Raw genomic sequence first — 19,443 nt, 5'->3', positions numbered from 1 at the left:
CCGCGTGGTCGGATGGTCGATGAGCGACACCATGACCGCTCAGCTCGTGACCGATGCGCTAATGATGGCGATCTGGCGACGCGGAAAGCCCGACGCTCTGCTGCATCACTCGGACCAGGGCAGCCAATACACGAGCGAGCAGTTCCAGCGGTTGATGGCCGACAATGGCGTCACCTGCTCGATGAGCCGGTCGGGCAACGTCTGGGACAACGCGGCAATGGAGAGCTTCTTCTCGTCGATGAAGACCGAACGGATCGGCCGGAAGACATATCGAACGCGCAATCACGCGAAGGCGGACGTGTTCGATTATATCGAGCGCTTCTACAACCCGACGCGCCGGCACTCGACGCTGGGCTATCTCAGCCCCATGGACTTCGAGCGGCAAGCGCATGTAGCCTAACTTGGTGTCCATGGGACCGGCAGCAGCTCAACGACTGCCAGCGCTGTTTAGGTTACCCGAGCGGAGGGAGCCGGCTCTCACCGGATGTGACAGGCGATCGTGTCCATCGGTCACGCGATGCTGTCATCAGCGTGACGGCGGAGATCCTCGGCGTATAGATCCGGAGCTTCCCAGGCCGGAAAGTGCCCTCCCTTGGGCATCAGGGTGTAGCGGCGGACGTTATAGAGACGCTCGGCGAGCTCGCGTGGGGCAAGCGCCAAGTCGTGCGGCCACATCGCCACGGCGGTCGGCGCGTGAACATAGGCATCGGCCGCGAGCGGAGGACGGATCCGGGTGCCCTCGTGATAGTACCTTACCGACGAGCCAATAGTATTGGTCGTCCAATAGACCATCAAATTATCGATCAGTGTCTCGAAGGGCCAAACAGAGATCAGATCGCCATCACAATCCGTCCACCCATGGAATTTCTCTATTATCCAGCTCGCCAGACCAACGGGAGAGTCCGCGAGGCCGAAGGCGAGCGTCTGCGGCTTGGAATTCTGGAGCGCTTGATACCCGCCCTCATCCCTGCTCCAAATTGCGGCGCGTCGCGCGTAGGCGGCTTCTGCCTCGCTCGGAGGTGGGTCGCCCGGGCGATCGGGCTTTGGCGCAACCGCTGAGACATGCAGGGCATGAACACGGTCCGGATGCTGAAGCGCGATCCGTGTGGCCACCCCGGACCCGATATCGGTGCCAGCCACCATGAAGCGCTCGTAGCCGAGCGCGGCCATCAGCTTGGGATAAAGATCAGCCGGCTCGACTTGATACGGGCGGCTGGGCTTGTCCGAAAAACCAAAGCCGGGAAGGGATGGAATCACGACGTCAAAGGATGGATCGCCGGTCACGAGAAGCGGTACGAGATGCCGGTATTCGAGGAAGCTCGATGGCCAGCCGTTCATCAGGAGCAAAGGCTGGGGCGTTCGACCCCCGCCTCGGAAATGAAGGAAGTGCACGCCATAGCCGTCGATCGTCGCGCGGAAGTGTGGCAGCCGGTTGAGGGCAGCGAGGCGTTCACGCCAGTCGTAGCGATCGCGCCAGTGAGCGACGAGCGCGGCAAGAAAGCCGCTCTCTGTGCCCTGGCTCCAGTCTGTCGTCACGGCGTCGTTCCACCGCACTTCGGCGAGACGTCGGTGTAGATCTGTCACCATCTTCCGGTCGAACGGTATTTCGAATGGCACGACCATCATCGGCTCTCCCGACCTGTAACGCTTTGGCTGAACGCGGCGAATAGGGCTTATATGGGAGGACTGTAACAATGCGGTCGGAAAAGATCTCGTTCAAGAATGCAGAAGGGGTCGACCTTGCCGGTGCGCTCGACCTCCCGCCGGGTAAGCCCCGTGCGTTTGCGCTTTTCGCGCATTGCTTCAGCTGCTCGTCTCAGAGCCACGCGGCAAAGCGGATCGCGCAGGCCCTGACGCTTCATGGCATCGCGACGCTGCGTTTCGACTTCACAGGGCTTGGCGCGAGTGGCGGCGCATTTGCGGACAGCCATTTCGCCGCCAACGTCGAGGATCTGAAGCACGCGGCGACGTACCTTGCCGAAAAATATCAAGCGCCCACCATATTCGTCGGCCATTCACTCGGCGGCGCTGCCGTGATTGCCGCCGCCGCTGATGTTCCGAGCGTGAAGGCGGTCGTGACAATCGGCGCTCCGTTCGACCCTGCGCATGTCCTTCACCATTTCGGTTCGCAGATCGACGAGATCGAGCGTGCCGGCGAGGCTGAGATAACGATCGCTGGCCGCACGTTCACTGTCCGGAAGGACTTTCTCGACGCGGCGCGGGGCCAGGATCAGGGGCGGCGGCTGGCCGAACTGAAGCGAGCGTTATTGGTCATGCACTCCCCGATCGACGGGATCGTCGGCGTCGAGAACGCGCGGGAGATCTTCGACGCTGCCAAGCATCCCAAATCGTTCATGTCGCTCGATGATGCCGACCACCTGCTCACGAACAAGCGAGATGGCGAGCAGGTCGCCGCGATGATCGCATCCTGGGTCGAGCGCTACCTGGAGCCGTTGTCGGAGACTGCGATCGATCTCGAGGGCACCGTCCAGGTGCGCTCGACCGATGGCAAGTTCCTGCAGGACGTGGTCGCGGGCGAGCATCGCTTTGTGGCGGACGAGCCGTTGCGACTGGGTGGATGGGATGCGGGACCCACGCCCTACGACCTGCTGCTGGCGGCTCTCGGGACGTGTACCGCCATGACGATCAAGCTGTTCGCCGCGCGCGAGAAAATTCCGCTGGAGAATGTCAGCATCGGGCTACGTCACGACCGCGTTCACGGCCAGGATTGCCAGGCCGGGCAGGGGAAGATCGAGCGCATAACCAGGCATGTGGACCTGACCGGCCCCTTGTCGGACGAGCACCGCGCGCTGCTCCTCAAGGTCGCGGACCGCTGTCCCGTGCACCGGACTTTGGAAAGCGACTTGCGGATCGAGACCGTCGCTGCGGCACCCGCCGCTGCGGCCTGATAGCTGCCGCGCCTCGCTGGAAAAGCATACGAGTGCCGAGAGGAACGACGTGACCAAAAGCCCACCCATGATTCACTATCCCGCGACGATCATGCCGGACCCCTCGCGAACGATCGCTCGGCCGTTCGTCCCTGGATACCCAGAGGGTCACGGTCCGGCAGACCAATCTCGTGCCGACGTCATCGTCGCTCGGATCCTGGCACTGGGTGAGCGCGAACTCGACGCCGAGCTGGCGGACATCTCCCATTCGCTCGACGAGCGTCACAATGAGGTCGAGGGGATGCTGATGCGGCGCTACGAAGCGCTGGCAGCCGAGCTTGGCATTGGGGCTGAGATAAACGACCGCCAGCGGCTGCTGATCGGCTCCTACTTCACGCAGGAATATTCTTTCGAGGCGGCCGCGCTGTTCAATCCCAGCGCCGTCCTGCATCCGGATCAATCGGACGTGCCCGATGGCGCGGTGCGGTTCGTCATGTCGCTTCGAGCGATCGGGGAGGGTCACGTGTCCTCCCTTAGCTTCCGGACCGCTGTCTGGACGCCGGGCGGTGCGCTCGACATCGATCCCGTCGGCCCAACGACCCAGCCGCCGGTCGTTGAGCAGGGCAGGGATGGCGATACGACCTTCGTCGAGCTTCACTGCGGTGGCAGCCGGGTGATTTCGGAGACGGTTTTGTTTCCGGTCACGCCTAGCCAGCGTCAGGGAATAGAGGACGTGCGGATGGTCCGCTTCGTCGATGATGACGGCGCGGCCACCTACTATGGCACCTATACCGCCTTCGACGGGCGGGAAGCTCGCTCAGAGATGTTGGTGGGCAACGATTTTCACGGCTTCGACATGCGGCTGCTGCGAGGCGATGCGGTGAAGAACAAAGGCATGGCGCTCTTCCCTCGGCGCGTGGGCGGCCGCTACGCGATGCTTGGCAGACAGGACAACGAGAACATCTGGTTGCTGACCTCCGACGATGTCTTCGAATGGTCGGGCGGTGTGAAGGTGGTGGAGCCCCGCTATCCGTGGGAGTTCGTGCAGATGGGGAACTGCGGCTCGCCGATCGAGACCGCGGAAGGCTGGCTGGTGCTCACCCACGGTCTGGGCAAGGTCAGGAACTATGCCATTGGCGCCTGCCTTCTCGACAAGAACGACCCAACCCGGCTGCTCGCACGAACGCCCAAGCCAATCCTCGCGCCAACCGAGGATCAGCGTGACGGTTATGTCCCCAACGTCGTCTACAGCTGCGGCGCGCTGGCGGTTGGGCGCGACATCCTGATCCCCTATGCAGTAGCCGACAGCTTCACTGCGTTCGCCGCGACCACCGTCGACGCCTTGTTGGCCGCAATGGAATGACGGCTCGTCCTGTCCGTTTAGGTCAGCCTTTCGATGTTCGGCGGGCATGAAACCCATAGCTGCCAATCTCTACTGGGATGGCGCCAGCAGGCGCATATCCGGGTCATGATACATGCAGCTACATTGGACGTCCTCGCGGACTGCGAACAGACGTCCCCCAAATGGGCCAATCTGTTCCAGGACGTCGTGGACCGCCTCCGGCACCATGGCGCGGGCGCCAAGGCACCACGTGTCGGAGAACGTTTCCCGGACTTCGCCCTTCCAAATGAAGAAGGCCGCTACCGGACGCTTTACGAGATGCTCGGCGATGGTCCGGTTGTGCTCAGCTTCAACCGCGGGGGCTGGTGCCCGTATTGCCGCCGGGAACTCGCAGACTGGGCATTGCACAGCTCGAAATTGGCCAGTCTTCACGCGCGCTTCGTCGCTGTGGTTCCCGAAGTCGATGGCCGACTTGCCATACTCCGCGATCTGCTGGGAGGCGGTGCAGAGGTTTTATGCGACGTCGATCACGGCGTCGCGCTTCGCTCCGGGCTCGCGTTCCGCAGCGATCCGGAACTCCGTCGCCGCTACCTAGAATGCGGCCTGGACCTCCGGGAAATCTACGGTTCCGATAGCTGGTTCCTAACGGTCCCCGCGACCTTCGCCATCGATCGAAGCGGCATCGTCCGCTTCGCTTTCGTCGAGCCGGATTTTCGGCTGCGGGCAGATCCAGGGGAGGTGATCGCAGCCTTCTCCTAGCGCCGATGCGGCACCGGAAGAAGCCGTGTGCGAACGGCCGCCCCGGTGGGTCTCATCTCCGGCCACCCCTTCCACCGGCAAATCTGCCGATGTCACCTTTTCATCAAACAGGAGTAACGACATGATCAGACTGAAAGCAGTGGCTCTTCTTGCTTTAGCCACCGTCTCGCCCCTGGCGATTGCCGCCGCCGCCGCGCCAGACACCGTTCCCGGGAACGTCCGACAGACCAAGCCTGCAACATACAGTTTTACCGTTGGCGATGCCAAAGTGACGGCATTGTCGGATGGAACGGTTCCGTTGGACCTGCACCAGATATTGCGCGGTGCCCCAACGCAAACGATCGATGGGCTCCTCGCCCGCAGTTTTCTGTCATACCATACGGAAGCTTCGATCAACGCCTACCTGATCGACTTCAACGGGCGGCGCATCCTTGTCGATGTCGGTGCCGGTGAACTTTTCGGCCCTGGGAACGGAGGGCGGCTGCTCGACGCGCTCGCGGCCGTCGGCGCCGCGCCGGAGACGATCACCGACATCCTCATCACACACGTTCACACCGACCATAGCGGCGGGCTGACCAAGGCTGGCAAGATCGTCTTCCCGCGGGCCACGGTTTATGCCGGTGGTGCTGATGTGCGATTCTTCTCGGATGTAACCAACGCTGCCAAGAGCGGCCTCGAAAAGCATTTCTGGACGGAAACCGAGAAGACGCTGACGCCCTATGTCACTGCCGGTCGCGTCAAATCGATCGATGCGAATGGCGAAATCCTCCCGGGCATTCGCGCCGAACTCCACCCCGGGCATACGCCCGGCACTGCGTTCTATACCCTGACGAGCAAGGGTCAGAGCCTCGTCTTCGTCGGCGATCTCATTCATTCCGCCGCGGTCCAGTTCCCGCGGCCCGATGTGACGATCACCTTCGATGTTCGCCAGGACGAGGCGCGTGCCGTCCGGCAAGCCGCGTTCAAGCGCTTTGCACGAGACCGCGCATTGATCGCGGCGCCCCACCTGCCGTTTCCGGGCGTGGGCCACATCGCCGCCGATGGTTCCGGCTACCGCTGGTACCCGATCGAACAGACCGACCGGGAGGAGAAGGGGAACAGGCTCAAGCTGTGAGCTGGCGCGCTCGGATCGAGATCGCGCCATTTCCTCGGCTCCCGGGTGATCTCGTCAAAGGCTCAAATGATCGGCAAAGAAGGCACTGGGATGATCCTCAAGACATATGCTCGCGTGTTCACCAACGATTACGAGGGAACCCTCGCCACGTTCGAACGGCTGCACGGCCAAAAGGCGCACTTGCGTCTGAAATATGGTGACTGGGATTTGGCGGGGATCGGCGACGTATTTGTCGTTGCGGGAACGGAGGAAGCCTTAGCGCCGATCCGCGGTAGTCATGGGCCTCTCATTGTGCGCGACATCATGGCACTGCACGACGAGCTTCTTGCCGAAGGCGCAATCATCACACAACCGGTCATCGACGTACCTACCGGGCGCATGCTGTACGCTCGACACGCGGACGGTCTGCACGTTGAGTATGTCGAGTGGACCGATGACTTGATCGAGCAGTTCATCCGAGCGCCGCAGCGCGAAGGCAAGTTATCATCCGAGCTGTGAGGTCGCTGGATGCCGCGACGATAAGGACGAGCGGCGAGGGATGATTCACCGAGCCTCAGATGCGCAGTGCTGTAACCTGTCGGGCGCTGAAGACGAACATCAGGTTGGCGCGAACCGCACCACGATGCTTCAGGAGAGACAGTATGAACAAGCCCACGATTAGCAGAGCGACCGGATATGGGGCGATGATAGCCGCTGCGGTGCTCGCCATCGGAGTCGGGACGCCCGCAGTTGCGCAGAATGCCAGCACCGACATCAAGGGCATAGTCTGGACAGAGCTCCAGAAGCTCCCGCTGGCTTCTGACCCGGCGAAGGAAGAAAGCATCGGCATCGCGGTTATTCAGCCGAGCGCGCCAGCCGAGCGGCACAGCCACGCTGAAAACGAGATCGGCTACGTTCTCGCAGGTTCGTCCCTCCTTGAGATTGAGGGACAGCCAGCGCGCACGATCCGCGCAGGTGACAGCTTCGCGATACCAGCAGGTCGGATCCACCGCGCCAAGCCAACCGGCACCGTCCCGTTCAAGGTTGTGGTGACGTACATCGTCGCGAAGGGGCAGCCGCTGGCACAGCCCGCCAACTGACATCTCGCAGCACAAGCCGCCGCTACGACCGAGCACCGAGCGATTGGCAGCTCGTGTCGTGGCAGCGAATGGTCGTCCCAAATTCAATAATGGCCGGCCTTCGGCGGCTTGCGGCGAGGCGGGGACTGCATCGCCTGACTCTTCAGATCCGCGCCATCTGCGCAGGCTCGCTTGCCGCGAAGCCAAGACCGGCATGCCCCGGTCCCGGATGAAGGAGCGGCAGGGCATGTCCCTCGCGCCGCATCCGCTCGATCGCCTCCGGCCAGGACGGAAGTTCCGCACTGTCCTGAACCCACCGAACGGTACTGGCCTCGTCGCCCCACTCGCTCATCTTGGGCATCGCGGTGCGGTGGGCGCCGCCGGTGACATAGGCAAGCAGGGCAGCCTCATCACGCCACACGCTCGTCGTCCAATAGGCATGATCGCGATCGTGGCGTAGCGCTCCAGCCAGATAGCCGTCACTTCTCCTGATCTGCGTCAGGCAGCGCTGCGCATGGATCAGGAAGAAGGGCAGGAACCGCAGGCTGCGAACGCGGAAGCGCGTGACGCTGACGACGAACCCGCTCACAACGTCACCACCAGCTTCGTGGCGGAAACACCGCGGCGCTGGCGCTCGAGCGCCGCCGGGATCGACGCCAGCCCGTGCCCTACAATTTCGACCGCAGGGGCTGCTACGTAGCGGCCGTCAGCAAGAGCGTCCGGCAGGAATGTCTCAAAGATCATCGGCCCGACTTCGTTGCTGATCAGCGTGCTGCCCCAGATCATCTTCAGGGTCACTTTCTTGCTGCGGGCGCGCAACGCGAGCGAGATGTTGCCTGCGACGGTGCCGGCCATCGCGGCAATCAGCTTGCGCCAGTGACCACGCCCGGCCGGGACCGCGTCGAAGGACGCTGGCGGCGTCGCCGTCGCGATGAAGCGCTTGCCTTTGCACGTTCCTAGGATATCGATGCACGGTCGCACCGATCCCGCGCCGATGGCGACGGCGCCAGCGACCGTCTTGCCGCGCAGTGCTGCGGATACGTCAGCGACGACCGTCGGGCTGCGATAGTCGAACACCGCTGTTGCGCCGAGCCGCCTAAGCAGGTCGAAGTTGCGCGGCGAGGCCGTGGCGATCACCTCGTAGCCGGAGGCAACGGCCAGTTGAACCGCGTTGACGCCGACGCTGGTGGACCCTCCCCAGACCAGAACGGTCTGACCGGTCACTGGCGCTCCCTTGGCGGGCGCGTTCAGGGCGAGGAAATCGCGCTGGAAGAGCGCGCAGGCCGCTGTCGAAATACCGAGCGGCAGTGCGGCCGCATCTTCGAACGCGAGCGCATCGGGCATTGCCGACGTCATATGCTCGAGCAGGACGACATAGGTTTGGAAGGCACCCTCCGCGGCGCGGTTGCGCGTCTTATCGGTGCTGGCAGCAAAGCCGACCACGCGGTCGCCCACCTTGAACCGAGTTACGTTGGCTCCGACGGCAACGACTTCACCGGCGACATCGGAACCGACGACGGCCGGGTAGTGCAGGTACGGGGTCATCAGGTCGCCCGAGGTCTGCACCAGACGGTCCATCGGGTTCATGGCGATCGCGCGGGTGCGGATGACAATTTCGCCCGACTGCGCGCTCGGAAACGGCGCTGCCGCCACGGTGAAGTCTGCGCGCTTGGAGGAGAGCCAGAGGGCGGTGTTGTCGGTCATGATCGATCTCCCGCGGTGCCATGTGAAGATGCAGCGCTGGGATTGGAAATAGGCTGGTGACACTGGACTGCCCATGCGGCAAGGTCCGCGATATCATCGCTAGCGTCCAGGAATTGTCGAAATGGACCCCTTGTCGGACGTGCTCGGCCTGCTGAAGCCCAGCAGCTACGGATTTCGCGGCCTGGATGCCGGCGGGGACTGGGCGCTTGCCTACCCCCCGGCAGAGGGCGTCAAATGCTTCGCCATTCACGCCGGAACGTGTTGGATCGCGCTCGAGGACGGAAATGCGGCCATGGCGCTTCATGCGGGCGACTTCATCCTGCTGCCCGGCCGGGTAGCGTTCAGCCTCTACAGCGCGATCGGCGCGCCGGTGACCGACGCCTTCGCCTTCTTCCCTTCGTTCCCCGCCGGCGAGACTGGCGTCCTGGGTGGTGGGGGCGGCTGTTCCGGCGTGGGCGGCTTCTTCGACTTCACCGGGCTGCACACCGAACTGCTGCTCGGCATACTGCCTCCGATCGTCCACATCCGGGCAGAGGCGACCAAGGCGGCGCTCGGATGGCTAATCGAGCGACTGATGCGCGAGCTGCGTGACCCGCAACCGGGCGGCACACTGATGGCGGGGCACCTGGCGCAAACGCTGCTCATTGAGGCGCTGCGGCTACACCTTGCTGAGCGCTCGCCCCATAGCGCAGGCTGGCTGTTCGCGCTGGCCGACAAGCAGATGCGCGCCGTGATGTCGGCGATGCACGCCGACCCTGCGCGGCGCTGGACGCTCGCCGACCTTGCCCGCATTGGCGGTATGTCGCGCTCGAGCTTTGCCGTTCGGTTCAAGGAAACGGTGGGCGAGCCGGCGATGGATTACCTGACGCGCTGGCGGATGATGGTGGCGGCTGATCGGCTCGCGAGCGGTCGTGTCTCTATCGCAACCGTGGCACCGTCCGTCGGATATGAATCTGAAAGCGCGTTCAGTGCGGCGTTCAAGCGATCGTTCGGCCACTCGCCGAGAGAGTTCGCCAAGGCAGTGGCCGCGTAGCCGAACTTCTGGACGTTGGCGATGATCTGCTGGACTTCTCAGCATGGGGCGTCCCAGCTAGTGAGCCTATCTAAGGACCATCACCAGCCAGGAGATGTCCGATGGCCTACATGCAACACGACTGCTTCCAGATTGTTGGCGCCTTGGCACCGACCGCGAGCCGGCGCGTCAACACCCTCTCCCCTCTGGAACGCGAGGTGGCAGCGCTTGGCCGACCGGGACCCTTTATCGAGCCTGGCGACGGCCAAACGCCCTTTAGCGCGCGCTTTTCGGCATTGAGCCGGCAAAGCCGCTTGCCGACCCGCGGCTTGCATCAACATGGGCGCCGTGAAGCCCAGGCCAGCGGCGAAGTCTTTATCGCGGGTTCTCAGCGCGTCTGCTGGACGACGTTCGCGCGCTGGCCGCGGCAAGACGCCCCACACGGTTACCCGTCGACCGTCGGCACGCGGTTTAACGACGCTCTGACGAAGCTACCGGCGGTGCTGAGCTAAGCGGCCTATAACCGATAGCTACCCAGCGCATATTATATGCGCGGTGCATATAGACAAATCCCTGTGCGCATATTATATGCGCGGCGCATACATTCGCGTCCGCTCTCCCACGGCGGTCTTGCGGAAGAAGCAAAAGTTAGGGTGATGGGCCGAGGGAAATGGAACTCAATCAAGTCATCTATTTCATTAACTGGACCGAGACGCTGAGTTTCACGGAAGCCGCTCGTCGGAGCGGTGTGTCACAACCAAGTCTGACCCGCGCAATTCGCCGTCTGGAACAGGAGCTTGGCGGACCATTGATCTATCGGGATGGCAAGAACAGCCGCCTGACCGGTCTTGGTCACGACGTTGAAGCAGAGTTTCGGCGGATGATGGTTGCGATAAGGAGCGTCCGCAATCACTCCGAGCACTGGGCGAAGGGAAAGCGTCGGGTGCTGGATGTGGCCGTGGCGCCCTCCGTCGGACCCAAGGAGTTTACGGCGTTCTTCGAAAGTGCGTTAGCGGACGCGCCATCCATCGAGATCAGGCTGCACTCGCTTTTGGCGACCGAGGACACGTCGGAGGTGCTCTCGGGACGGTTCCACGCGTGCATTCTGCCGCGCGAAGTCAGACCGGAACGCAAGCTGGAGGTTCATTCTCTATTCCGGGAGCGCTTTGTGCTCGGCTGCTCGGCCAGCCATCCCTTGGCAGCCAGTGCAAGCGTGCGGGGCGAAGATATGGCCGAGTTTCCTTTCATCGATCGTATGAACTGTAAATTCCGCGACGAGATCTTCGACCACTTCGCGCAGCGAGGGGTGCTCATGCAGCCTCGCTTGCGATCGGACCGAGAAGACTGGGTCCAAAGGGCCGTCGCGGACAGTCACGCGACGTGCATTCTTCCGGAGCGATCAGCCACGGCATACGGCCTCGTCACGCGACCGATCGACGGTTTCATCTTGGAGCGGGAAGTCGTGATCGCGACCATCTCCGGGTCTATGGCACCAGTTGAGATGCGGAAGATCGCGCAGCTGGCGGCTGGATATGAGTGGTGCTGACTGCGCCCTAGGTGCTCTAGCGCTATGGAAACTATTCGCAGCGTCTATTGGCTAGATCCCAGCCTCACCGCGATATTAGTCTGCGCAACGATCGACAAAAAGAGGCAGTGATTGTTGCCGCCGAATGTCAGCACAAGTCATGGCGTCATATCGTACGCGCTTTGTCGACGCCGAAGAGGTCGACACTAATGTTTGTGCGACGACGACTGCCCATGAAAACCTTCTATCCTCCTCTATTTCACTGTTGGAGACCATTATGAAATTCGAAAAGTCACAAGCGGCCGTTGAGCGTCTGACCGCTGAGCAACGCCGGATTACCCAGGAGTCGGGCACAGAAAGGCCCTTCACGGGAGAATATAACGAGAACAAGGAGCCGGGCATCTACGTGGACATCGTCTCCGGAGAGCCGCTGTTTGCCTCGACGGACAAGTTCGACTCAGGCTCCGGCTGGCCGAGCTTCACCAAGCCGATCGTTCCGGCGAACGTGAACGAGTTGCGGGACACCGCGCACGGCATGGTTCGCACGGAGGTGAGGTCGGTGCACGCAGACAGCCATCTCGGCCACGTGTTCCCGGACGGTCCATCCGACCGCGGCGGTCTGCGCTACTGCATCAACTCTGCATCCCTTCGCTTCATCCCGCGCGAAGAGATGGAGAGCGAGGGATATGGCGAATATCTCGATCAGATAGAGGAGGCTTAACATGTATCAGCGCGCCATTCTCGCAGGTGGATGCTTCTGGGGCATGCAGGATTTGATCCGCAAGCGGCCCGGCATCGTTTCAACCCGTGTCGGTTACACCGGCGGCGACGTTCCGAACGCCACCTACCGCAATCACGGCACGCATGCCGAGGGGATCGAGATTGTCTTCGACCCGGCGGTGACGAGCTACCGGAACATCCTGGAGTTCTTTTTCCAGATCCACGATCCGACGACGCTGAACCGCCAAGGCGGTGATCGTGGCCTCTCTTATCGGTCGGGCATTTATTATGTCGACGAGGAGCAGAAGCGCGTCGCCGAGGACACGATCGCCGATGTCGATGCTTCGGGGCTTTGGGATGGCAAGGTGGTCACCGAAGTCGAGCCGGTCGGCGAGTTCTGGGAGGCCGAACCGGACCACCAGGATTATCTGGAGAAGCGGCCGGGCGGCTACACCTGTCACTTCGTCCGTCCCGGCTGGGTGCTTCCGAAGCGGCCTGAGGCCGGTGACATCCAGCCCTCGGCCGGGGCTGCAGCGGAATAAGCGCCACTGCCGCCACGGATGCGCCCTTACGCTCCCGTCACTCCGATGCATCGCTCGACGGACTGCCTCAGTCGTCGTCGCGATGCAGCGCGAGTCAGTGGTTACGAAGTCGCTTTCGGGATACGGGCGATGACCTTGATCTCGAAATCGAAGCCGGCGAGCCAGTTCACGCCGACGGTAGTGAAGTTTGGATAGGGCGGATCGCCCAGATACTTGTCGCGCACCTTCAGGAAGGTGTCGAACTGCGCTTCTGGATCGGTGTGGAAAGTCGTGAGGTCGACGATATCGTCGAAAGTGCACCCCGCAGCCGCTAGCACGGCAGTCAGGTTGGCGAAGGCGAGTTCGACCTGACGCTCATAATCTGGTTCGGGGCTGCCGTCCTCGCGCGCGCCTACCTGCCCGGACACGAACAGCAGGTCGCCCGAGCGAATGGCGGCTGAATATTTGTACGTCTCGTACAGCGTCAGACTGCCCGCAGGAGTGATTACGTCTCTTTTTGCCATCAGCAAATCCTTCCGTTGTTATATTTCAGGTTTTTTGGGCCACGCGGCACCGGCTATTTGCCCGTGAGCTGCTGCAACAAGCCGATGGTGTTGTAGAGCGTGTGGACGTGCACCAACTTGCCTCCATCATCGAAGGTCGAGAATTCGGTCACTTCGAGATGAACCCTGCGCCCGGTGGGCTCGATTATGCCGTCCGGACCGGGCACCGGACCAAGGTGCGTTCCTTCCATGTAGAAGCGGATTGCGGCCATGTTGCCCGACACCAGGAGATCCTCGTGGACGAGCTTGCCGTCCGGAAACATGATCTTGTCGTGCTGCAGCCATGCGATGAATTCGTCGCGACCGCGGAAGGTTAGGCCGTTGACCCCGTTGCCGGCCCCGCCGTTGATGTCGGCGACGACATCATCGATGACGAGGAGCGCGCTCTTTTCCACTTCCTGATTGGAATAGTTGGTGTGGAACTGGCGGACGATGGCGGCGATATCTGGCATGGGCATTGTCCTTGGCTATCGATGGCGGCTTCGATCGCGCCGCCCGAAAACGAGGCTTTCAGATTGTCCTTGGTTTCATCGCCGAGCGGCCGAGGCCACACTGGCTCACCGAAGACAAATTGCTGCCCGACGCCCGCACGATCGATGGAGGCATCGCGCAGCGCTTTCGCGGTCGCGTGACCGTCGCCTTGGTTATTCCCCCAAGGCGGCTTCGAGACTGAGTTTCACGTTGTCGCCGTCCCGGCGGAAACCCGGTTGGTTGAGCTTCACGGACCAGACATAGTCGTCCTTGGGGCCGACATTGTCGATGTGGCACTGGGCACACTGAGCGTGGCTGCGCGCCGGGGAAAAGGCCTGATAGGGGGGCGCCTGATGGCCAAAGCCGTAATATGTCCAGCCCCCCGGCTCCTTCGGAAAGCGCTTGCTGTCTTTCAGCATCATAGTAACCCCCGTGTGATTTTGAGGGAAGATGATCGTGCTGGTACCGAGCTTGCAGGTGAAAGCAGGAGGGCCACTGCAGACCTTTGGATCGGTGTTGGTGGTGCTGAACTCCTTGACGATTAGCGACCCCTCCGGCCACTTTCCGGTTTTCATGAAAATGCGATAGGTGTTTGGCTCGACATAGACGCTGTGCAACTCAGGCGTTTTCGTCAACTTTTCGTCGAGGAAGCTAACCGAGTTGGTCTCCCACGCAGTGTAGGTGTGTACCCAGTGACGGTAACCCTTCGGAAGGGCGGCCTGGCCCTCGGCGTTGAAAGTGAGCTTCACCGCCGGCGCCGGCAACTCAGAGCTGACGGACTTTTTCTCTTCGCCGTTCGTGGATGTGCAACCCGCCACCAGTGCGGTTGCCGCTATCAGGAGCGCGTAGGACGTTAAGCGAGCCATAAATCCTCCCAAGTTTGCCGACAATTGTGCGTACGGTCTTTTGTTCGACCGCCAGTTGCGAAAGGTTACAGCGGGGCTCATGCGAATAATCGGACCGTCCACACGCACGCTGGAAAGCTTTGGGACGCCCTCTTGCCGAGGGCCGGCGCAGCATCCGCATCCATTCGCATAAGCGGTTCGCTGAAAGGTCCTTCGTCACCAGCGGAGCTGTCTCGATGCGATGAGCATTCCGAAAAGAGTCGCCACAAGGATGCCGACCGAAAACCATGCCAGACCGAGAGGCGTTGAGGCATCACTGCAGCCAAAGGCATAGATCGCCGCCCCGACGCCTCCGGACGTCAACCCAAGCGCCGCACCGGTGACGTTTAGGTGCGTCGGCGCCTCGAACCTGACGCCAAAGACAAGTGAGACGAACGAAGGGCTCGCGAGCACGATGATCATCCAGGGCGAATGACCGATGCTTGTACCGAGATAAAGCACCGACCAACTCGGTCCGTTGGATGAGAGTTGAGCCGCGGCGACTGCAAAGAGGAGTGTAATTGCGGTCGCAAGGATCCGCTTTGGCAAGACAGAGCTTACGTCCGGTCGTAGCGACGGCGCCAGAGCGGCGAGGCCGGCGAACGCGGAAGCCAGCCCAAGACCCGCCCTCACTTGGATCTGCGCCAGCATGCCGGAATCGCGAAGGCCTGGGTTCAGTCCGATCGTCACCAGCATGACGACAAGCCCGCACAACGCTCCTATCGCCAGAGACGGCCATAGTATCTTTCGAAAAAGCGAGCGTCGCGGAACAGGTTTGGTGTCTGATGCAAGACGATCGATCAGATCTTTGAGGGACATATGCAAACTCCCGTGCCGCAGGATTGAACTGACGACAGCATCTGGTTCGCCGTTGATGGTCGCGCGGTTACAAGTCCGCAGGGGGATCGGTCAGGCGATGTCCTGATCGCCGTCGATCGCCGACGCGAGGCGCGCAATGCCACGATGGATGTTGACCTTGACGAGCGCGATCGACTGGCCGGTGGCAGCGGACGCTTCCTGAATGGTGTAGCCTTCCACCTTGACCAGCCGGATCACATCCGCCTGCGCAGGCTTCAGTTGGGTGAGGAGCTTCTGAACGTCCATCCTACCCGACACCTCCGAGGCGTGGTCTTCGATGGGCACTTCGAGGCCTTCGATGGGGTCAGAGCGGTCGCGGTTGTTGCTGCGCAGCCGGTCGATCCACTTGTACCGGGCGATCCCCGTCATCCACGCTCGAAAGGGCCGTTCGGGCTCGTAGGTATGCCGCTTCAGATGGATGGCGACGAGCGCTTCCTGCACGACATCGTCCACGTGCGAGGCCGGTAAGCGACGTGCATAGTAGCGTTGAAGCCAGGCTCCGACTTCGGTCAGCAGGCGGTTATATGCGCCACCGTTGCCTGACAGGGCAGCCATCATCAGTTCATCCCAACGATCATTAGAGACACTGCGGCCCTTCCCGTGTGCCTCCATAAAGCTGATCGGCAGTGCAAAAGCCTGCGCCATGACGGTCTCCTCGAGCGTCCGCGGACTCTCGATCCGCAGCTCTCTTGTCCCGCCAAATGACCGACAGAGGAACGTACCGGGTACGTATAAAGTTGATGCTCAACGGCTATAGTTTCGGGGAAACCGACCTGGATTACTGCCTAGAGATGACCAGTGAAGTTCGACGGCACGCCCTGGTTGAGACAGCGCAGGTCGCTATTCTGAGCGAGTTCGACGATTCTACACGAATGCAGCTGCGACGGAGCCGCCTGCGTCATGTCCGTCCGAGTAGGCTTGCTCGCTGGCGCCTGAGGATTTTGCCGGAAAGCGAAGTCGCCATGGTGTCAATGTCTTGCTAATCTGCATCGATGGAGATGCATCAAGTTCGATATTTTCTGTCGATGGCCAGGCTACTGAATTTCACGCGGGCGGCGGACGAGTGCAACGTCACCCAGCCTTCGCTCACGCGTGCCGTCCAGAAGCTGGAGGATGAGCTGGGTGGTGCGCTATTCCGCCGCGAGCGCAGCCGTACCCACCTGACCGATCTCGGTCGCCTGATGCTGCCGCATCTCGAGCGGACGTTCGAGGCGGCGGAAGCGGCGAAACAGCTGGCCAAGAACGTGGGCAAGGCGGTTGTTGCCCGTCTGGTACTTGGGATCGATGCGAGCCTCGAAACCGACACTTTTGACGTAATCTTGGGAGAGCTCGGCAAGGGATTGCCCGGGTTCGAGCTTACGTTGACGTCGGGAACGTCCGCAGCGCTTCTCGAAGCGGCCATGAACGGGGACCTTGATCTGCTGATCGTCGAGTTGCCGGATGCGGCTCCCGATCGTCTCGAGCGATGGTTGTTATACAACCACGTCTACCACATGGTGGTCCGGGCGGATCACCCGCTCGCGATGAGGCCGCCAACATCTCTTGCTGCGGCGCGCGATGAAGCCTGGATCGATTATGACGGCGGTAATTGCGCCCGCCTGCGGGCGGCCGCCGCCAGTCTCGGCTTCGAGCCGGTTGTCCGTCATCGCGCTAGCGATCTGGCGCATGTGAAGCGACTGGTCGTAGCCGGCCTCGGCAGTGCGTTCATGCCCAGGCCGCGCGACGACGACCGGCTGCGCTCGATCCGCTTTCCAGACGCGGACGTCACCGGAGAAGTCGTTCTCGGAGCAGTGGCGGGGCGGAAGCGAAGCATCGCGGCCGATGCCTTCGTGCGCGCGTCGCGAGCACGGAGTTGGGCCGCTGGTTCCGCGGAGTAACTGGCCACCGGGGGGACGGTGCCACGCATTCGGCGGCCTGACGCGGTTTCCAAGAGGGCCCTGAAAAGGAACGCGTAAGCCTCGCACGGGTGGGTAACGTCCAGGTCAACCCATTTTGGCCTCGTCGACGTCAGGTTGGTCCGCGTGCTTGAGCCTACCCCGCCACACTCGCGTGACAGCGAGGGCGCTCATGATGGTAGCGAGCATAAGGACATAGGCGACCGCGCCGCCGATCGAGAGCGCCGGCAGAGCGGCGAGGATGAGCCCGTCGTTTCCGCCGGGGATCACCGCCGCCCCAAGCCCCATGAGGAAGCCGCCACTGAGCGTCTTCGCGACGTCGGAGGGCGCCATTCTCCGCGGACGCCACCTCCTACGGTGGTGGGCGGCGGCGACCGCGCCCGCGATCGTGGCCGTCACCGTCAACGCGGCCACATCGTTGTTCAGGCTCATAGCAAGCGGCAGGCTGCGGTGGACCAGATCCGCGTACGTCCACGAGGGCGCGGTCGCATAGAGAGTGCCGCCAGTAGCACCAAGCACCCACATGGACACGCCGAGTGGCCATCGTCCCGGCTGACGAACAAGCCCGCCGCGAGAGACCAATGCAAGCGCCGAGACGAGGATTGCCGCGAAGGCGGCGAGAGCCACGTATCCGGCTGTGCTCGGCGCGGATAAGATACTCTCGTTGATTTGAGGGGTCCCGCCGATGCCGGAACTGTCGGCCACGAAGAAGCCGGCAGCCAGACCGGCCGGAAGGACGACAAGCCGAAGCTCCCCTTCTCCCAGCCGGCCGAGCGACCCAAGCAGGCAAGCGTCGTTGATGGTGGCGCCGATCCCGAAAACCACGGCTCCGACCAGCAATGGTCCGCTCACATCCACGGTACCAGCGAGCATAGCCGACCCAGTGGCGAACCACGCTAACGGCACGGCGAAGAGGCCGGCGGTGGCCGAGGCTGCCAACAGGCCGATAAAAAGACGGGGCCGACGGTGATGGAGGATCTCGTAGGCAGTCGCGACGGCACAGGTCCCGCCTTGATTGACCGAGTAGCCCATCCAGAAAGCGAGCATGCAGACGATTAGCGTCGTCACGTCACAAAACCATGAGCATGCGATGCGCTTGTGTGAACGACACAAAAGCAGGTCGCCACGACGCAGCTGCTCACTAGGATAAATTCGGTTTCGACGGTATTCGGGGCAGCATGAGTCATGTCCGCATCCTGCCTAATCCGAGCGCAAACGCCAACGACGATGCAGACGGCTGGACCGAGCTTTACGAGCGCGTCATTGAAAAGCTGAAGCGTCATGGGGTGGCCGCCAGCTCACCTCAGGTCGGGGAGGTTTTTCCGGACTTTTCCCTTCCGGATACGACCGGTTGCTATCTGTCGTTGCATGCCTTGTATTCGGATGGACCGGTCGTCTTGAGTTTCCAGCGAGGGCTCTGGTGCCCGTACTGTTCGCACGAGCTGGCGACTTGGGCGGAGGTGCTTCCGTTGCTGGATGACGCCGGCGTCAAGCTGGTGATTGTGGCCGGGGAAGTGGGCGATCGCGCAGTCTCCCTTCAGCAGCTCGTCGGCGGGAATGCTGTCATGCTTTGCGATGTCGATCATGGGGCCGCGCTCGCGACCGGGTTGGCATTCCATGTCGAAGAGGAAATGAAGGAACGCTACCGCGCATTCGGCTTGGACCTGGGCGCGATCTATGCCTCGGATGGATGGTTCCTGCCTGTTCCTGCGACGTACGTGATCGATGCGGGCGGCACTGTGCGTTACGCGCACGCAGACGCCGATTTCCGCGCCCGCGCCGATCCTCGCGATGTGGCGGCACTCGCGGTGGCGCTCCGGTAGCGGAAGGTTCGGTCCTTATATCGACGCGAGCTAGATTATGACCTGAGTAACTTCGCCGCGGGAGCGATAAAGGTTATAAGGGCAACCCCAACCAGCAAGGCGGCGATCAGCGCATCGCCTGTATGTTCGAGAAGGACGCGCCATAGCAGGATTGCTGCGGTGGTAAGGCTGAGAAGAGCCAACGCCACCACGATACGCTGGTGAGAGCCGTTGGGCGTGCAATCGACACAGTGGGCATTGGAAGATGCCGAAAGTTGTGGGCGCATGATTGTCTCCGATAAATGGGATGCCTGACCGTCGGCGTGT

At 62.1% G+C, this 19,443-nt stretch carries 25 protein-coding genes; 15 read left to right on the top strand and 10 right to left on the bottom strand.

What is annotated here, in order from left to right; genetic code table 11:
* Nucleotides 1–400, top strand: a 400-nt coding sequence (locus EWE75_RS07585; protein ID WP_130156053.1) for an IS3 family transposase, incomplete at its 5' end; no start/stop codon positions are given.
* Between the two features lie 110 nt (nt 401–510).
* On the opposite strand, the gene EWE75_RS07580 is transcribed toward EWE75_RS07585, so the two are convergent.
* Nucleotides 511–1,626, bottom strand: coding sequence for an epoxide hydrolase family protein (locus EWE75_RS07580; protein WP_130156052.1), 1,116 nt, complete (start codon nt 1,624–1,626; stop codon nt 511–513).
* Between the two features lie 68 nt (nt 1,627–1,694).
* On the opposite strand from EWE75_RS07580, the gene EWE75_RS07575 reads away from it, so the two are divergent.
* The 6 genes from EWE75_RS07575 to EWE75_RS07550 all read left to right on the top strand — a co-directional run bounded on the left by EWE75_RS07575 (nt 1,695) and on the right by EWE75_RS07550 (nt 7,182).
* Nucleotides 1,695–2,909, top strand: a complete 1,215-nt coding sequence (locus EWE75_RS07575; protein WP_130156051.1) for a bifunctional alpha/beta hydrolase/OsmC family protein — start codon at nt 1,695–1,697, stop codon at nt 2,907–2,909.
* Nucleotides 2,910–2,976: 67 nt separating this feature from the next.
* Complete coding sequence (locus EWE75_RS07570) at nt 2,977–4,251, top strand: glycoside hydrolase family 130 protein (RefSeq protein WP_130156050.1); 1,275 nt, start codon at nt 2,977–2,979, stop codon at nt 4,249–4,251.
* Between the two features lie 123 nt (nt 4,252–4,374).
* The gene (locus EWE75_RS07565; protein ID WP_165388296.1) at nt 4,375–4,989 is read left to right on the top strand and encodes a peroxiredoxin-like family protein; all 615 of its coding nucleotides are present in this window, start codon (nt 4,375–4,377) and stop codon (nt 4,987–4,989) included.
* A 121-nt stretch (nt 4,990–5,110) separates the two neighbouring features.
* Complete coding sequence (locus tag EWE75_RS07560) at nt 5,111–6,103, top strand: MBL fold metallo-hydrolase (protein WP_130156048.1); 993 nt, start codon at nt 5,111–5,113, stop codon at nt 6,101–6,103.
* 90 nt (nt 6,104–6,193) lie between these two features.
* Complete coding sequence (locus EWE75_RS07555) at nt 6,194–6,601, top strand: VOC family protein (protein ID WP_130156047.1); 408 nt, start codon at nt 6,194–6,196, stop codon at nt 6,599–6,601.
* A 143-nt stretch (nt 6,602–6,744) separates the two neighbouring features.
* On the top strand, nt 6,745–7,182 hold the full coding sequence (locus EWE75_RS07550; protein WP_165388295.1) for a cupin domain-containing protein: 438 nt from the start codon (nt 6,745–6,747) through the stop codon (nt 7,180–7,182).
* A 142-nt stretch (nt 7,183–7,324) separates the two neighbouring features.
* Here EWE75_RS07550 and EWE75_RS07545 read toward each other — a convergent pair whose 3' ends face one another.
* Both EWE75_RS07545 and EWE75_RS07540 read right to left on the bottom strand, forming a co-directional pair.
* Nucleotides 7,325–7,750: a DUF3291 domain-containing protein gene (locus EWE75_RS07545; RefSeq protein WP_130156045.1), complete on the bottom strand. Its 426-nt coding sequence runs from the start codon at nt 7,748–7,750 to the stop codon at nt 7,325–7,327.
* Nucleotides 7,747–8,865 carry a zinc-binding alcohol dehydrogenase family protein gene (locus EWE75_RS07540; RefSeq protein ID WP_130156044.1) on the bottom strand — a complete coding sequence of 373 codons (1,119 nt, stop codon included), beginning with the start codon at nt 8,863–8,865 and terminating at the stop codon, nt 7,747–7,749. Before EWE75_RS07540 ends, EWE75_RS07545 begins: the two co-directional genes overlap by 4 nt.
* A gap of 121 nt (nt 8,866–8,986) precedes the next feature.
* On the opposite strand from EWE75_RS07540, the gene EWE75_RS07535 reads away from it, so the two are divergent.
* From EWE75_RS07535 to msrA, 5 genes are all read left to right on the top strand, one after another.
* Complete coding sequence (locus tag EWE75_RS07535) at nt 8,987–9,898, top strand: AraC family transcriptional regulator (protein ID WP_130156043.1); 912 nt, start codon at nt 8,987–8,989, stop codon at nt 9,896–9,898.
* Nucleotides 9,899–9,999: 101 nt separating this feature from the next.
* Entirely contained in the window at nt 10,000–10,389 is a 390-nt protein-coding gene (locus EWE75_RS07530; RefSeq protein WP_130156042.1) for a hypothetical protein, read from the top strand.
* Nucleotides 10,390–10,547: 158 nt separating this feature from the next.
* The gene (locus EWE75_RS07525; RefSeq protein ID WP_130156041.1) at nt 10,548–11,423 is read left to right on the top strand and encodes a LysR family transcriptional regulator; all 876 of its coding nucleotides are present in this window, start codon (nt 10,548–10,550) and stop codon (nt 11,421–11,423) included.
* Nucleotides 11,424–11,679: 256 nt separating this feature from the next.
* Entirely contained in the window at nt 11,680–12,123 is a 444-nt protein-coding gene (msrB, locus tag EWE75_RS07520) for a peptide-methionine (R)-S-oxide reductase MsrB (RefSeq protein ID WP_130156040.1), read from the top strand.
* Nucleotide 12,124: 1 nt separating this feature from the next.
* Complete coding sequence (gene msrA / locus EWE75_RS07515) at nt 12,125–12,664, top strand: peptide-methionine (S)-S-oxide reductase MsrA (protein ID WP_130156039.1); 540 nt, start codon at nt 12,125–12,127, stop codon at nt 12,662–12,664.
* Between the two features lie 101 nt (nt 12,665–12,765).
* Here the strand turns inward: msrA and EWE75_RS07510 are convergent, their stop codons facing one another.
* Together EWE75_RS07510 and EWE75_RS07505 are read right to left on the bottom strand one after the other, a co-directional pair.
* Nucleotides 12,766–13,167, bottom strand: coding sequence for a RidA family protein (locus EWE75_RS07510; RefSeq protein WP_130156038.1), 402 nt, complete (start codon nt 13,165–13,167; stop codon nt 12,766–12,768).
* A 53-nt stretch (nt 13,168–13,220) separates the two neighbouring features.
* A complete protein-coding gene (locus EWE75_RS07505) occupies nt 13,221–13,658 on the bottom strand; it encodes an ester cyclase (RefSeq protein ID WP_165388294.1) in 438 nt (145 codons plus the stop codon).
* An 11-nt stretch (nt 13,659–13,669) separates the two neighbouring features.
* On the opposite strand from EWE75_RS07505, the gene EWE75_RS07500 reads away from it, so the two are divergent.
* Nucleotides 13,670–13,879, top strand: a complete 210-nt coding sequence (locus EWE75_RS07500) for a hypothetical protein (protein WP_130156036.1) — start codon at nt 13,670–13,672, stop codon at nt 13,877–13,879.
* Here the strand turns inward: EWE75_RS07500 and EWE75_RS07495 are convergent.
* From EWE75_RS07495 to EWE75_RS07485, 3 genes are all read right to left on the bottom strand, one after another.
* Entirely contained in the window at nt 13,851–14,543 is a 693-nt protein-coding gene (locus tag EWE75_RS07495) for a cytochrome P460 family protein (protein ID WP_130156035.1), read from the bottom strand. The genes EWE75_RS07500 and EWE75_RS07495 overlap by 29 nt on opposite strands.
* A gap of 195 nt (nt 14,544–14,738) precedes the next feature.
* Nucleotides 14,739–15,380, bottom strand: a complete 642-nt coding sequence (locus tag EWE75_RS07490; RefSeq protein WP_130156034.1) for a DUF1109 domain-containing protein — start codon at nt 15,378–15,380, stop codon at nt 14,739–14,741.
* 90 nt (nt 15,381–15,470) lie between these two features.
* Complete coding sequence (locus EWE75_RS07485; RefSeq protein ID WP_231708264.1) at nt 15,471–16,064, bottom strand: sigma-70 family RNA polymerase sigma factor; 594 nt, start codon at nt 16,062–16,064, stop codon at nt 15,471–15,473.
* 347 nt (nt 16,065–16,411) lie between these two features.
* On the opposite strand from EWE75_RS07485, the gene EWE75_RS07480 reads away from it, so the two are divergent.
* Complete coding sequence (locus tag EWE75_RS07480; RefSeq protein WP_130156033.1) at nt 16,412–17,296, top strand: LysR family transcriptional regulator; 885 nt, start codon at nt 16,412–16,414, stop codon at nt 17,294–17,296.
* A 105-nt stretch (nt 17,297–17,401) separates the two neighbouring features.
* Here the strand turns inward: EWE75_RS07480 and EWE75_RS07475 are convergent, their stop codons facing one another.
* A complete protein-coding gene (locus EWE75_RS07475; RefSeq protein WP_130156032.1) occupies nt 17,402–18,382 on the bottom strand; it encodes a YeeE/YedE thiosulfate transporter family protein in 981 nt (326 codons plus the stop codon).
* 110 nt (nt 18,383–18,492) lie between these two features.
* Here EWE75_RS07475 and EWE75_RS07470 point away from each other — a divergent pair, with 110 nt between their 5' ends.
* Nucleotides 18,493–19,137: a peroxiredoxin-like family protein gene (locus EWE75_RS07470; protein WP_130156031.1), complete on the top strand. Its 645-nt coding sequence runs from the start codon at nt 18,493–18,495 to the stop codon at nt 19,135–19,137.
* A gap of 35 nt (nt 19,138–19,172) precedes the next feature.
* Here EWE75_RS07470 and EWE75_RS07465 read toward each other — a convergent pair whose 3' ends face one another.
* Nucleotides 19,173–19,403, bottom strand: a complete 231-nt coding sequence (locus tag EWE75_RS07465) for a hypothetical protein (protein WP_130156030.1) — start codon at nt 19,401–19,403, stop codon at nt 19,173–19,175.
* Nucleotides 19,404–19,443 lie beyond the last annotated feature (40 nt).

Origin of the sequence: Sphingomonas populi, from assembly GCF_004208535.1 — a bacterium.
Taxonomy (GTDB): Bacteria; Pseudomonadota; Alphaproteobacteria; order Sphingomonadales; family Sphingomonadaceae; genus Sphingomonas; species Sphingomonas populi.
Note: the sequence above shows the minus strand (reverse complement) of the source record. Positions and strands in the feature narration are given on the sequence as shown.

Bases quoted from the DNA above. Each gene is read 5' to 3' on its own strand.
- EWE75_RS07495 (WP_130156035.1), bottom strand. From the start codon at position 14,543: ATGGCTCGCTTAACGTCCTACGCGCTCCTGATAGCGGCAACCGCACTG.
- EWE75_RS07485 (WP_231708264.1), bottom strand. From the start codon at position 16,064: ATGGCGCAGGCTTTTGCACTGCCGATCAGCTTTATGGAGGCACACGGG.
- EWE75_RS07525 (WP_130156041.1), top strand. From the start codon at position 10,548: ATGGAACTCAATCAAGTCATCTATTTCATTAACTGGACCGAGACGCTG.
- EWE75_RS07465 (WP_130156030.1), bottom strand. From the start codon at position 19,403: ATGCGCCCACAACTTTCGGCATCTTCCAATGCCCACTGTGTCGATTGC.
- EWE75_RS07510 (WP_130156038.1), bottom strand. From the start codon at position 13,167: ATGGCAAAAAGAGACGTAATCACTCCTGCGGGCAGTCTGACGCTGTAC.
- EWE75_RS07550 (WP_165388295.1), top strand. From the start codon at position 6,745: ATGAACAAGCCCACGATTAGCAGAGCGACCGGATATGGGGCGATGATA.
- EWE75_RS07535 (WP_130156043.1), top strand. From the start codon at position 8,987: ATGGACCCCTTGTCGGACGTGCTCGGCCTGCTGAAGCCCAGCAGCTAC.
- EWE75_RS07480 (WP_130156033.1), top strand. From the start codon at position 16,412: ATGGAGATGCATCAAGTTCGATATTTTCTGTCGATGGCCAGGCTACTG.
- EWE75_RS07470 (WP_130156031.1), top strand. From the start codon at position 18,493: ATGAGTCATGTCCGCATCCTGCCTAATCCGAGCGCAAACGCCAACGAC.
- msrB (WP_130156040.1), top strand. From the start codon at position 11,680: ATGAAATTCGAAAAGTCACAAGCGGCCGTTGAGCGTCTGACCGCTGAG.
- EWE75_RS07575 (WP_130156051.1), top strand. From the start codon at position 1,695: ATGCGGTCGGAAAAGATCTCGTTCAAGAATGCAGAAGGGGTCGACCTT.
- EWE75_RS07490 (WP_130156034.1), bottom strand. From the start codon at position 15,380: ATGTCCCTCAAAGATCTGATCGATCGTCTTGCATCAGACACCAAACCT.
- EWE75_RS07505 (WP_165388294.1), bottom strand. From the start codon at position 13,658: ATGCCAGATATCGCCGCCATCGTCCGCCAGTTCCACACCAACTATTCC.
- EWE75_RS07540 (WP_130156044.1), bottom strand. From the start codon at position 8,865: ATGACCGACAACACCGCCCTCTGGCTCTCCTCCAAGCGCGCAGACTTC.
- EWE75_RS07555 (WP_130156047.1), top strand. From the start codon at position 6,194: ATGATCCTCAAGACATATGCTCGCGTGTTCACCAACGATTACGAGGGA.
- msrA (WP_130156039.1), top strand. From the start codon at position 12,125: ATGTATCAGCGCGCCATTCTCGCAGGTGGATGCTTCTGGGGCATGCAG.
- EWE75_RS07560 (WP_130156048.1), top strand. From the start codon at position 5,111: ATGATCAGACTGAAAGCAGTGGCTCTTCTTGCTTTAGCCACCGTCTCG.
- EWE75_RS07580 (WP_130156052.1), bottom strand. From the start codon at position 1,626: ATGATGGTCGTGCCATTCGAAATACCGTTCGACCGGAAGATGGTGACA.
- EWE75_RS07570 (WP_130156050.1), top strand. From the start codon at position 2,977: ATGATTCACTATCCCGCGACGATCATGCCGGACCCCTCGCGAACGATC.
- EWE75_RS07530 (WP_130156042.1), top strand. From the start codon at position 10,000: ATGGCCTACATGCAACACGACTGCTTCCAGATTGTTGGCGCCTTGGCA.